Genomic DNA, 12,191 nt, shown 5'->3' on the forward strand with positions numbered 1-12,191 from the left:
TTCGAACCCGGAAGCTAAGCCTTACAGCGCCGATGGTACTGCAGGGGGGACCCTGTGGGAGAGTAGGACGCCGCCGAACAATCATTGCGAGAAAACCCCGCACCGGGAACGGTGCGGGGTTTTCTGCGTTTAGGGTCTCTGTATGCGCTATGACTTGGTCATCTTCGACAACGACGGCGTGCTCGTCGACAGTGAGCCGATCTCCAACCGGCTGCTGGCCGGTTATCTCACCGAGCTGGGGCACCCGACGTCCTACGAGGACTCGTTGCGGGACTACATGGGGGCCGCGATGCACAGGGTGCACGACCTCATCCTGGAGCGGACGGGGCGGAGGCTGCCCGAGGACTTCGACGACGTCTTCCACGGGCGGGTGTTCGCCGCCTTCGAGAGGGACCTGGAGCCCGTACCCGGGGCTGTCGGTGTGCTGGAGAAGCTCGCTGCGGACGGGGTGGCGTACTGCGTGGCCTCCTCCGGGAGTCATGAGCGGATTCGGGTGGGGCATCGGAAGACCGGACTCGACCGGTGGTTCGACGACGAGCGGATCTTCAGCTCCCAGGATGTGGGGCGGGGGAAGCCGGCTCCGGATCTGTTTCTGCACGCGGCCGGGCGGATGGGCGTCGCGCCGGAGCGCTGTGTCGTGATCGAGGACAGTCCGCTCGGTGTACAGGCCGCTGTCGCCGCCGGTATGGACGTGTACGGGTTCACCGCGATGACGCCGGCCACGAGGCTCGCCGAGGCCACCCGACTCTTCGCGGACATGGGGGAGTTGACCGACCAGCTCGTGTGCTGACGGCTGACATTTGTCATGCGGGGCTCTGGACGGTTGTTTCTACTGGCGGGCCCCGCTCTGCCGCGAAGCTGAGCGCATGACGACGAACACAGGAACGCAGGGCAAGCGTCGTACCTTCGTGTCGCTGTTCCTGGACGTGGGAGTACCCATTGGGTCGTACTACCTGCTCAAGGGCGCGTTTGGGATGAGTGCCGTCGCCGCGTTGGGGTGGAGCAGTGTGGTGCCCGTGCTGCGGACCGGGTGGGGCGTGCTGGGGCGGCGGGAGGTGAACGCGCTCCCCTTGCTGATCCTGCTGGCCAACCTGGTCGGGCTGCTCCTCAGCTTCGGAACGGGGGACGCGCGGCTGATGCTGGTCAAGGACAGTGCGGTCGGGAGCCTGGTCGGGTTCGCGCTGCTGGGGTCCGTGGTCCTGGGGCGGCCGATGATGACGGCGACCCTCAAGCCGTGGCTGGTCAAGGGGGATGCGGGGCGGGAAGCGGCCTGGGGGAGGCTGCGGCGGGAGTCGGGGGCGTTCCGGCGGGCGGAGTCGCGGTTCTCCGCGGTGTGGGGTGTCGCCTTCGTCGCCGAGTGTGCGCTGCGGGTGGTGGGGGTCTACACGTTTCCGGTCGACACGATGGTCTGGCTCGGGACGGTTGTCATGATTCTTGCCATGGTGCTCGCGTTCGTGGTCAGTGGGGCGCTGGGGGCCGGGCCCATGGCCCATATGGTCGGGGCCGCCGCTGCCTCGGCCCGCGCGCCCGAGAGTGTCGCCGCAGTCCTTGAAGCTGAGAAGAATTCATCTTTGACTGGATCTACCCACGGGTAAGCCGGGACTCTACGCTCGCCGCCATGACTGATGTGCTGCGGCGCGGCAGGGCCTCGCTCGCGTTCGGCTTCTTCGCCCAGGGGGTCGCGTTCGCGCTGTTGGTGACGCGTATCCCGGCCATCCAGGACCGGTACGGCGTCTCCGACGCGCTGCTGCCGGCTTTCCTCGCCGCCGTGCCGATCCTGGCCGGTGTCGGGAGCGTGGTGACGGAGCGTCTGGTGCGCCGGGTGCGGCCGAGCCGGCTGCTGCGATGGTCCCAGCCCGTGGTGCTGCTGGCGCTGCTCGGGGTCGGGGCGGGGGACCGGGTGGCGCTGCTGGCCGTGTCGCTGGCCGTCTTCGGGCTGGCCGTGGGTGCGCTGGACGCCTCGATGAACATGCTCGGGGTGAGCCTGCAATGGGCGTACGGGCGCAGCATCATGCTGGGGTTTCACGCGGCGTACAGCCTGGGCGGGATTCTGGGGGCGTCGCTGGCGTGGGCGGGCGCGCACTGGGATCTGGCGCTGTGGGTGTCGTATCTGCCGGTGGTCGTCGTGCTGCTGCCGGCCGCGATGGTGGGGAGCCGCTGGTACGTCGACGGGGAGGGTGCCGGTGGGGCGGAGGGGGCGGAGACGCCGCGGAAGGGTGAGGGCGGTGTCGGCGGCGGCGTCGGCTTCAAGGTGCTGTTGCCGCTGTGTCTGGTGATGACGTTCGCGTACATCGGGGACTCGACCGTCTCCAACTGGAGCGCCAAGTATTTGCAGGACGTGCTGGGGAGTTCGGAGCAGCTTGCCACCGTGCCGTACAACGTCTACATGGTGACCACGCTGGTGGGGCGGGCCCTCGGGGACTTCGGGGTGCGGCGGTTCGGGGCCGTGGCGGTGGTGCGGGGTGGGGCTGTCGTCGCGGCGGGTGGGTTTGCCGTGGTGGCGTCGGCGCCGGGGGCCTGGGTGGGGATGCTCGGGTTCACGCTGCTGGGTCTTGGACTGTGTGTGCTGGTGCCGCAGACGTTCGCGGCGGCGGGGCGGCTCGCTGCCGAACGGGACGGCCGTCCCGGGGCGTCCGATGCGGCGGTGGCACGGCTCAATGTCTTCAACTACGTCGGTTTCCTGATCGGTTCGCCGTTGGTCGGGGCGCTCGGGGACGCCTGGAGCTATCGTGGGGCGATGCTCGTGCCGATGGTGTTGGTGCTGGTGACGGTCGTGTACGCCAGGTCGTTCGAGGCTCAACCGGACCGATACGGTGGCGGGCATGAGCGGCCGCGCACAGCTGATGTGGGACGAGGCAGTAACGGGCTATGACTTCGGTCCGGAGCATCCGATGGATCCGGTCCGGCTCGCCCTGACGCGAAGTCTGGTCGGTGCCCTCGGGCTCGACCGGGAGGTGGAGGTCGTCGCGGCGCGGCCGGCCGGCGAGTCGACGCTGCGGCTCGTCCACCGGGAGGACTACATCGACGCGGTGAAGGCGGCGTCGGCGAATCCGGGCGCGGCGGACGGGGCGTACGGGCTCGGGACGATCGACGACCCGGCCTTCGCGGGGATGCACGAGGTGTCCGCGCTGATCGCCGGGCAGTCGGTGGGCGCGGCGGAGGCGGTGTGGCGCGGCGACGCGCTGCACGCGGTGAACTTCGCGGGCGGCCTGCACCACGCGATGCCGGGCGCGGCGTCCGGGTTCTGCGTGTACAACGACGCGGCGCTGGCGGTCGCGCGCCTCCTTGAGCTGGGGGCCGAGCGGGTCGCGTACGTCGATGTGGACGTGCACCACGGGGACGGGGTGCAGGCGGCGTTCTGGGAGGATCCGCGGGTTCTGACGGTGTCGCTGCACGAGCATCCGGCGACGCTGTTCCCGCAGACCGGGTGGCCGGAGGAGACGGGCGCGGAGTGCGCCGAGGGGTCGGCGGTGAACGTCGCCCTGCCGGCGGGGACCGGGGACGCGGGGTGGGTGCGGGCGTTCCACGCGGTGGTTCCGGAGGTCCTCGCGGACTTCAGGCCGCAGGTGCTGGTGACGCAGCACGGCGCCGATACGCACTTCGAGGATCCGCTGGCGCATCTCGCGGTGTCGCTGGACGCGCAGCGGGCGGTGCAGGTGGCGTGTCATGAGCTGGCGCACGAGTACGCCGGGGGGCGGTGGGTGGCGCTCGGCGGGGGTGGATACGCGGTGGTGGAGGTGGTGCCGCGGTCGTGGACGCATCTGGTGGGGATCGCAGCGGGGCGGCCGGTGGAGCCGGAGACGGTGATTCCCGAGGGGTGGCGGCAGGAGGTGTTCGCGCGGACGCGGCAGCTTGGGCCGCAGCGGATGACCGATGGGCGGTGGCCGGTGTCCTGGGCCTCGTGGGAGGCGGGGTACGACCCTGCGGATCGGTTGGATCAGGCGGTGCGGGCGGCTCGGCGGGCGGCGTTTCCGTTGCGGGGGTTGTTGGCGTAGGGGGTGGGGACGCGAACCGGCGCCGGCCGGGTGCCGCCCCAGCGGCACGATTGCCCGCAGCTACGCGGGTGTTACGCCGACCGTGCGTAGGTTCTTCCGTTTCGTGCCCGGTGTGCCGGATGAACCGGCAGCATCGGAGGTGTGCTGACCCGTGGAGCTCTTCGGGCTCATCTTCTGGATGTTCGGCTTGCCGGGGTGGTGGCGACCTCTCGGGAGGTGAGTCTGCGGAGTTACCGGTTGTTCGCCGCCCGGGATCCGCGGGTGCTCATCGGGATCGACCCGGCGGGGGACTGGGGGCAGCGGGAACTGCTCGGGCTGATGGCGCAGAGGTGCGGGGTCTCGGCCGATCCGCGTGACACTTCGGGCCCGGACGTGATCGACCCGGACCGGACGCTCGCCGCCCTGGACGCGTTCGCGGGCCGGCTCGCCGCGGTTGCTCAGCGTCGCGCTCCGGTGCTCCTCGGCACCGGGCATCCGCATCGACTGCTCGGTTTCTACGTCGCCTTGGCCGAGGCGCTGTCGGCGGCGGGATGTACCGTCCTCACCCCGGCGCAGTGTCGTCGTGTCGACATAACGACCCGGTTCGGTCTACGCACCCACACCCTCGACTACGTCCGGGGAGTCGCGCTGGTGCGGGAACCCGACGCCGGGCGCGCCGGTGGTGAGCCCGGCGTACACACGCACTCGCCGCTGCCGGTTCGGGTCGCGCTGGCCGCCGCGGCCGAGGGGGGCGGACCGTTGCCCGAGCTGGTGATCGGGGATCACGGGTGGGTCTGCGGAGCAGGTCAACTGGGGTTCGAGGCCATCGGTCCGGCCGATACGGACGACCCCGCGCTCTTCGTCGGGGAGGCCGAGGGGTTCGTGTCCGTCGCCGTTCCACTTGATGACGCTGTGCGGTCTGAGTACTACCGTCCGCTTACCCGCTACGTACTCAATCGGGCGTGTCTGTCACGGTAGGGAAGCGATGGGTGCACCTCTTCCCCATTCGCATCACCCGCCCCTACATTGGGGAGTGAGCACGCAACGACGAAGAGTCACCGGAAGGGGAAGCCGGTGGCCGTCGAGTGCGGAAGGTTCAGGTGTGACATGGCTGCTGGCGAAAGGCCTCTGAACGAGGTTCAGTTCCTTACCGTGGCGGAGGTCGCCTCGGTGATGCGCGTGTCCAAGATGACCGTGTACCGGTTGGTGCACAGCGGTCATCTGCCCGCGATCCGGGTGGGACGGTCGTTCCGCGTCCCGGAGCAAGCGGTTCACGAGTACCTCCGCGACAGCTACGTGGGGGTGGAAACGGCCTGACGGGCCTCGATTACGACCTCGGCGCTCGGACGGGTAGGCTGGCCCCTCGTAGGTCGTGTGGGCCCATGGCGCTCACCAACCGAGTGATGAGAAGTGAGCGAGGATAGTCGTGGGCTCTGTTATCAAGAAGCGGCGCAAGCGGATGGCGAAGAAGAAGCACCGCAAGCTGCTCAAGCGCACGCGCGTTCAGCGTCGTAACAAGAAGTAGACGACGCTGCGCCGTCAGCGTGGTCTGTGGCCCCTCACCGCATCCGGTGGGGGGCCACAGTCGTACGCCCGCCATTTTTCGTCACGTGCCGCGTCCGGCGGTCGTCACGGCGCAACACCTACCGGCTAAGTTGGCCCGCAGGCGGGGAACGCGGCAGGCTACGGGGCAGGCGGAAGGAAGGCGCTGATCTTGGGCAAGGTCGTGCTTGTGACCGGAGTGGCCCGGCAACTGGGCGGCCGGTTCGTCCGGCGCATCCAGCGTGATCCCGACGTGGACCGGGTCGTCGGCGTGGACGCCGTCGCGCCGGAGCACCATCTGGGCGGCGCGGACTTCGTCCAGGCGGACATCCGGCAGTCCGCCATCGGGCGGGTGCTCGCCCAGACCCGGGCCGACACGGTCGTCCACCTGGACGTGACGGGCACGCCGCTGGGCAGCGGCAGCCGCACGTCGGTCAAGGAGACCAACGTCATCGGCACCATGCAGCTTCTCGGCGCCTGCCAGAAGTCGCCGATCGTGCGGCGGCTGGTGGTGAAGTCCAGTACCAACGTCTACGGGTCCGCTCCGCGCGACCCGGCCGTCTGCACCGAGACCACCGCGCCCAAGTCCCTGCCCAGCGGCGGCTTCGCCAAGGACGCGGTCGAGGTCGAGGGGTATGTGCGGGGCTTCGCGCGCCGCCGGCCGGACGTGTCGGTGACCGTGCTGCGGTTCGCCAACATCCTCGGCCCGGCCGCGGACACGCCGCTCGCCTCGTACTTCGGACTGCCGGTGCTGCCGACGGTGTTCGGTTACGATCCGCGGCTGCAGTTCGTGCACGAGGACGACGTGATCGAGGTGCTGCGCCTCTCCTCGCACGAGCCGCAACGGTCCACGCTGAACAGCGGGACCTTCAACATCGCCGGGGACGGTGTCCTGGTGCTCTCCCAGTGCTCGCGCCGGCTGGGCCGCCCCACGGTGCCGTTGCTGTTGCCGGCGGTCACCTGGGCGGGCTCGCTCGTGCGTACGCTGGGGATGACGGACTTCTCCCCCGAGCAGATCCGGCTGCTCACCCACGGGCGGGTCGTGGACACCACGCAGATGCGCGAGACGCTGGGTTTTCGGCCGAAGTACTCGACGGCCGGGGCGTTCGCGGACTTCGCGCGCGGCCGTGGCGCCGGGCTGCTGCCGCCCGAGGCCCTCGCGGGCGCAGTGGACCGGCTCGCGGAGCTGTCCCTGCCGGGCAGCGGCCACCTCCCGACGCAGAGCGCCAACTGAGGAGCGCATCAACGATGGCGGACGCCAAGGTCATTCCGTTCGACGACGACCGGTCGCGGGGGAGCGGTGCGGGCGGCGGGAGCGGGGGCAGTGCGGCACCGCGCCCGGCACGGCGCCGGGGCGCGGGCAGCCGGCGCAAGGGCACGGCCGAGTCGGAGTCGGAGTCGGAGTCGATGGGCGAGGTGCAGCCGCTGCCCGTGCGGGGGGCCGCCGGGGAGAAGGACGACCCCGGGACGCACGAGTCGCCCGGGCCGCAGCCGTCGGCGGGGAACGGTGTCGACGAGAACGGTGTCGACGAGGACGGCGGCCTGGAGCGGCGTATCGCGGGTGGCCTGTCCTTCCTGCGCCGCCGGCTCACCGGGGACTACGAGGTCGACGACTTCGGCTACGACGCCGAGCTGACCGACCAGGTGCTGATGTCCCTGCTGCGCCCGGTGTACGAGAAGTACTTCCGGGTCGAGGTGAAGGGCGTGGAGAACATCCCGGCCGAGGGCGGTGCGCTGATCGTCGCCAACCACTCCGGGACGCTGCCGCTGGACGGGCTGATGATGCAGGTCGCCGTGCACGACCATCATCCGGCCGACCGGCATCTGCGGCTGCTGGCGGCGGACCTGGTGTTCGTGCTGCCGGTGGTCAACGAGCTGGCCCGCAAGCTCGGTCACACGCTGGCCTGCGCGGAGGACGCCGAACGGCTGCTCGGTCAGGGCGAGCTGGTCGGCGTGATGCCGGAGGGCTTCAAGGGCATCGGCAAGCCGTTCGGCGAGCGCTACAAGCTCCAGCGCTTCGGGCGGGGCGGCTTCGTGTCCACGGCCCTGCGGCAGGGGGCGCCGATCGTTCCGTGCTCGATCGTCGGGGCGGAGGAGATCTACCCGATGATCGGCAACTCCAAGACCTTGGCGCGGCTGCTGGGTTTCCCGTACTTCCCGCTCACGCCGACCTTCCCGTGGCTGGGGCCGCTGGGTGGGGTGCCGCTGCCGACGAAGTGGACGATCCAGTTCGGTGAGCCGATCCCGACGGACGGCTATGCGCCGGAGGCGGCCGAGGACCCGGTGCTGATGTTCAACCTGACCGACCAGGTGAGGGAACAGATCCAGCACACGCTCTACAGGCTGCTGGTGCAGCGGCGGTCGGTGTTCTTCTGACACACCATGCGGTACGGCGGTGGGGCGGCACCCCTTGCTTCGGGTGCCGCCCCACCGCCGTACGCGCGTCGGCTCGGCTCAGTCCGCGTCCTCCGCCTCGATGCCCAGGCCGGGCAGGAGGCCCGGGAGGAGGGGCGGGAGGGTGACGTCCGGCTCCGGGGGCGGGGTGTTGCCGCCCGTCGGTGGGGAGGAGGTGCCGGTGTCGTCCTTCGGCGGGTCGAGCAGGCCGCCGCTGCCGCCGCCGAGCAGGCCGTCGTTCTCGTCGCCGGAGTCGGCGGACTCGCTGGGACGGTCGGACCGGGAGCGTCCGCGTTCGGACGTGCCGTCGTCGCCGGTGCTGGGTGCCGACGCGCGGCCGGAGCCGGGGGTGTCGGTGTTCGCCGAGCCGGAACCGCCAGGTCGGTCGCCGCCGGCACCGCCGTCGTCGTCCCGGGCCGGCGGCTGCGGCAGCATCGACTGCAGCGGGGCGACGTCGTCCTCTATGGCGTCGAACACCGACGACACCTGCTCACTGACGTCCCCGAGCTGCACGGGCAGCCGCTCGCGCAGTGCTCCCCAGGTCTCCCGGTGGGACCGGGAGAAGGCGGAGAGGGCCTGCATGGGGGCCAGCGAGTCGGGGTCGCGGGCGTAGGCCGCGCTGAGCAGGCGGTGACCCTCGGAGGCGTCGTGCCGCATGCCGGACAGGGCGCGGCGGACCTCGCCGAGGGACTCGTGGTCGAGGGGACCGCTGCGGCCGCGCTCCATCAGGCGGCGTGCTTCGCTGAGGCGGGTCGAGGCGAGGTCCAGGTAGGCCCGGCCGCGCTCGTCGTTGCCGTCGGCGAGGCCGAGGCGGAAGTCCTCTATGCCGCGCTTGAGGCCGTAGAGCGAATCGCCCGGCAGGGCGTCCGAACTGGCGGCGGCGACTCCGCCGAAGGCTCCGGCGGCCACGCTCACGCTCAGTCCGCCCGCGGTGAGGCCCTTGGCCAGCCGCGAGCGGGGCCGGAACCTGCTGAGCGGGGCCGCGCGGTGGGTGCCACGCGCCCGGCGCTGCTCGGGTACCGAACCGGAACCGTCCGCCGCCCCGCCGCCCGCGGTGCCCTCCTGCAGCATGGCCTCGAAGGCGGCCACGAGCTGGGCCCGCTGGACGACCTTGACCTCGGGATCCAGCTTGGGCCGGGGCAGCGTCTCCAGACCACCGGCGAGGGTCACCAGGCGACCCTGCTCGGTCGGTTCCGCGGTCGCCCCGTCGGTTGCCGGTCCTTCGGACTGCTCGGCCGCCGCCCCGGGATCGGACTGCTCCTCCAGAGCCTGGGCGAAGGCGTTCGCCCGCCGGTGTGCCGATACGTTCGCGATCACTGGCGGCACCTCCTCTCGTCATCACGGTCGACTCCCCAGGGGGTCCTGAGGGTTGCACGCCCTGGTCGGAACCATCCGATCGGGTGATCGGAGTCGGCCAGGGAGCGACCACAGGGAGCCTGCATCCCGCACAACGAGCGGCGTGGCACTTGGGTTACGGACGGTGGATGATCGGACCGCGGACTCAACGGTCCTTCACCGAAGGTGATTTGGCGGATGCGGAGAGTTCGGATTGCTCGTGGGTTGCTCGTGGGTTGCTTGTGGGTTGCTTGGGGAGGGTCAGCGCGCGTCGTCCGGGAGCAGCCGGGCGAGGGTGCGTACGGCCCGGTACTGGAGTGTCTTGATGGCGCCCTCGTTCTTGCCCATGACGCGGGCGGTCTCGGCGACCGAGAGGCCCTGGAGGAAGCGCAGGGTCACGCACTCCTGCTGCTGCGGGTTGAGCCGTCGTACGGCCTCCAGCAGGGCGGCGTTGGAGAGTGATTCGAGGACGGAGTCCTCGGGGGACCGCTCGACCTCGTTGGCGTCGAGCATCTCCCCGGTGGTGACCTCGAGGCGGAAGCGGCTGGACTTGAAGTGGTCGGCGACCAGGTTGCGGGCGATGGTCACCAGCCAGGCGCCGAAGTCGCGGCCCTGCCAGGTGAAGGTGCCGATGCGCCGCAGCGCCCGCAGGAAGGTCTCGCTGGTGAGGTCCTCGGCGGTGGCCTTGCCGCCCACGCGGTAGTAGATGTAGCGGTACACGGTGTCGCTGTACTGGTCGTAGAGCCGGCCGAAGGCGTCGGCCTCGCCCGCCTGGGCCCGTTCGACCAGGTCCATCATGCGGGCGCTGTCGCTGTCCGCGGCAGGGCGTCGGTGGGTGGTGGGCGCGGCCCCGGACGAGGACGAGCGCGCCCGTCTGCCGACGGCGGCGCTTCCTTCGGCCAGTGCGTAGCACGGACCGGCGGGCACGGCGGCCGCGGCGAGGGCGGGGACGGCATACGCGGTGGGGACGAAGCCGCGCAACAGGTCGCGGGCTGACTTGACCGTTGCGCGCAGCGTAGCCAGGCCCGAGGCGTCAACCCCGACGTGTGGGTACACGGGACTCCCAGAGGCAGAGCTTCCATCACGTGCAGTACGGAACCATTCACCCGTCGTAGCGAAGGTGGGGTACCGGAATGCGTCTGAGGAGAATAACGCTTCGTGCAGGCACTGCTACGCCCAGTTGCTCAAATCATCGATTACGTCGCTTCTGTGCCCGATTGACGCTCGATCAGGTGCGGCAGAGTGATCGGTTGATGACCGGAACGGTTCGGATTCTTGGTAACTACAGAGCGTGTTGTGGCCGATGTGAGTAAAGGTGACTGGAGGGCGTGTCCCGGGGGTACGTCATCCCGGTTGGGGCCCGGGATGTGGGGCCCGAGATCAGGACCTCGGTGGGGGCGTGGTCACCGGCGGCGGCGGTGCAGCGCGATGGCGGCCGCGGTGCCGCCGGCCACCGCGCCGACGCCCGCGGCCGCGGGGATGCCGACCTTGGCCGCCTTGCGGCCGGTGCGGTAGTCGCGCAGGCGCCACTCCAGCTCGCGGGCGTGCTTGCGCAGCTTGGAGTCCGGGTTGATGGCGTACGGGTGTCCGACCAGGGACAGCATCGGGATGTCGTTGTGGGAGTCGCTGTAGGCGGCGCAGCGGGACAGGTCCAGGGCCTCCGCCGCCGCCAGGGCCCGCACCGCCTCCGCCTTCGCGGGGCCGTGCAGCGGCTCGCCGACCAGCTTGCCCGTGTAGACGCCGCCGATCGACTCGGCCACCGTGCCGAGCGCCCCGGTCAGTCCCAGGCGGCGGGCGATCACCTGGGCGATCTCCACCGGGGCCGCGGTGACCAGCCAGACCTTCTGGCCCGCGTCCAGGTGGGCCTCGGCGAGGGCGCGGGTGCCGGGCCAGATCCGCTCGGCCATGTACTCGTCGTAGATCTCCTCGCCGATCGACTTCAGCTCGGAGACGCGGTGGCCCTTGACGATCGACAGCGCGGAGTCGCGGGCGTCCTGCATGTGCTCCGGGTCCTCGAGCCCGGCCAGCCGGAAGTACGCCTGCTGCCAGGCGAACCGGGCGAGGTCGCGGGTCTCGAAGAACTTCCGCTTGTACAGGCCGCGGCCGAAGTGGAAGATCGCGGCGCCCTGCATCACGGTGTTGTCGAGGTCGAAGAAGGCGGCTGCCCTGTCGTCGCCGTGGACCGGGAACTCCGCTTCCGCCCCGGATTCGGGAGCGGATTCGAGAGCGGAGTCGGGGGCGGTCTCCTCCGCCGTCTGTGCGGACTTGCGGGCTGCCTCGGCCGAGGCCTCGCCTGCCAACACGCTCCGCGCCGTGGCGGAGCGCCTACGGGGAGTGAGCCATCGAAGAGCGGCCATGCCCGTGAGCATAGCCAGTTTGTTCGGAGGCTTCGGACTCGAGAGGTTCGCAGGCCGTGAACTCTGGGCGACCGTGTCGTTAAAGGGCCGCCCGCGCGGGTGCGCCGGTGGGTCGACCGGGCAGGCGGACCGCCCGCCGCCGAGGGGTCGGCGTACGCCCGCCCGCGCGCGAGAATGGCCGGCATGAGTCCCCTCTTCCGTCGAAAGCCCACGCGAGAGCCCACGCGAATGTCCACGGGAAAGCCCGCGCAGTCCCCTGAGTACTCCGAGAACCATCTCGTCACCCTCATCCGCAAACCCGGCTGTCATCTGTGTGATGACGCACAGCTCGTCGTCGAGAAGGTCTGTGCCGACCTCGGTGTCCCCTGGGAGGGGAAGGACATCACCCAGGACCGCCAACTCCACGACGCGTACTGGGAGCAGATTCCGGTCGTCCTGGTCGACGGCAGGCAGCACACCTTCTGGCGTGTGAACGAGGAACGGCTGCGCAAGGCACTGACCGACCAGTCCAAGTAGTCCGTATGGTCGCTTAGGATCGATGGCGACCAGGTCTCGGGGGCGTTGATCGTGAGGAGCGTGTGCGGCTTTG

The 12,191-nt window shown here is 70.5% G+C and carries 13 protein-coding genes and 1 rRNA gene; 11 read left to right on the top strand and 3 right to left on the bottom strand.

The window, feature by feature from the left end:
- The 10 genes from rrf to KUM40_RS26100 all read left to right on the top strand — a co-directional run.
- Positions 1-79: ribosomal RNA gene (gene rrf / locus KUM40_RS26055) — 5S ribosomal RNA — on the top strand; the annotation flags it as partial.
- A 63-nt stretch (positions 80-142) separates the two neighbouring features.
- Complete coding sequence (locus tag KUM40_RS26060; protein WP_217168630.1) at positions 143-790, top strand: HAD family phosphatase; 648 nt, start codon at positions 143-145, stop codon at positions 788-790.
- Between the two features lie 76 nt (positions 791-866).
- Complete coding sequence (locus tag KUM40_RS26065; protein ID WP_217168631.1) at positions 867-1,595, top strand: VC0807 family protein; 729 nt, start codon at positions 867-869, stop codon at positions 1,593-1,595.
- 23 nt (positions 1,596-1,618) lie between these two features.
- Positions 1,619-2,872, top strand: a complete 1,254-nt coding sequence (locus KUM40_RS26070) for an MFS transporter (protein ID WP_217168632.1) — start codon at positions 1,619-1,621, stop codon at positions 2,870-2,872.
- Complete coding sequence (locus KUM40_RS26075; RefSeq protein ID WP_217168633.1) at positions 2,823-3,995, top strand: acetoin utilization protein AcuC; 1,173 nt, start codon at positions 2,823-2,825, stop codon at positions 3,993-3,995. Before KUM40_RS26070 ends, KUM40_RS26075 begins: the two co-directional genes overlap by 50 nt.
- Positions 3,996-4,136: 141 nt before the next feature.
- A complete protein-coding gene (locus KUM40_RS26080; RefSeq protein WP_217168634.1) occupies positions 4,137-4,952 on the top strand; it encodes a phosphatase in 816 nt (271 codons plus the stop codon).
- Between the two features lie 129 nt (positions 4,953-5,081).
- Positions 5,082-5,291, top strand: coding sequence for a helix-turn-helix domain-containing protein (locus tag KUM40_RS26085; protein WP_212907930.1), 210 nt, complete (start codon positions 5,082-5,084; stop codon positions 5,289-5,291).
- A gap of 109 nt (positions 5,292-5,400) precedes the next feature.
- The gene (locus tag KUM40_RS26090) at positions 5,401-5,499 is read left to right on the top strand and encodes a 30S ribosomal protein bS22 (RefSeq protein WP_003948845.1); all 99 of its coding nucleotides are present in this window, start codon (positions 5,401-5,403) and stop codon (positions 5,497-5,499) included.
- Positions 5,500-5,688: 189 nt separating this feature from the next.
- Positions 5,689-6,750: an NAD-dependent epimerase/dehydratase family protein gene (locus tag KUM40_RS26095; protein WP_217168635.1), complete on the top strand. Its 1,062-nt coding sequence runs from the start codon at positions 5,689-5,691 to the stop codon at positions 6,748-6,750.
- Positions 6,751-6,764: 14 nt separating this feature from the next.
- Positions 6,765-7,892, top strand: a complete 1,128-nt coding sequence (locus KUM40_RS26100; protein ID WP_217168636.1) for a lysophospholipid acyltransferase family protein — start codon at positions 6,765-6,767, stop codon at positions 7,890-7,892.
- A 78-nt stretch (positions 7,893-7,970) separates the two neighbouring features.
- Here KUM40_RS26100 and KUM40_RS26105 read toward each other — a convergent pair whose 3' ends face one another.
- The 3 genes from KUM40_RS26105 to KUM40_RS26115 form a co-directional block, all read right to left on the bottom strand.
- Entirely contained in the window at positions 7,971-9,227 is a 1,257-nt protein-coding gene (locus KUM40_RS26105) for a DUF5667 domain-containing protein (protein ID WP_217168637.1), read from the bottom strand.
- A 279-nt stretch (positions 9,228-9,506) separates the two neighbouring features.
- Positions 9,507-10,301 carry an ECF subfamily RNA polymerase sigma factor, BldN family gene (locus tag KUM40_RS26110; RefSeq protein ID WP_217168638.1) on the bottom strand — a complete coding sequence of 265 codons (795 nt, stop codon included), beginning with the start codon at positions 10,299-10,301 and terminating at the stop codon, positions 9,507-9,509.
- Positions 10,302-10,648: 347 nt separating this feature from the next.
- Positions 10,649-11,602, bottom strand: coding sequence for an HAD family phosphatase (locus tag KUM40_RS26115; RefSeq protein ID WP_217168639.1), 954 nt, complete (start codon positions 11,600-11,602; stop codon positions 10,649-10,651).
- 174 nt (positions 11,603-11,776) lie between these two features.
- Between KUM40_RS26115 and KUM40_RS26120 the strand changes: the two genes are divergently transcribed.
- Positions 11,777-12,118, top strand: a complete 342-nt coding sequence (locus KUM40_RS26120; RefSeq protein WP_217168640.1) for a glutaredoxin family protein — start codon at positions 11,777-11,779, stop codon at positions 12,116-12,118.
- Positions 12,119-12,191: the final 73 nt, after the last annotated feature.

Origin of the sequence: Streptomyces sp. AC512_CC834, assembly GCF_019049325.1 — a bacterium.
Classification (GTDB): Bacteria; Actinomycetota; Actinomycetes; order Streptomycetales; family Streptomycetaceae; genus Streptomyces.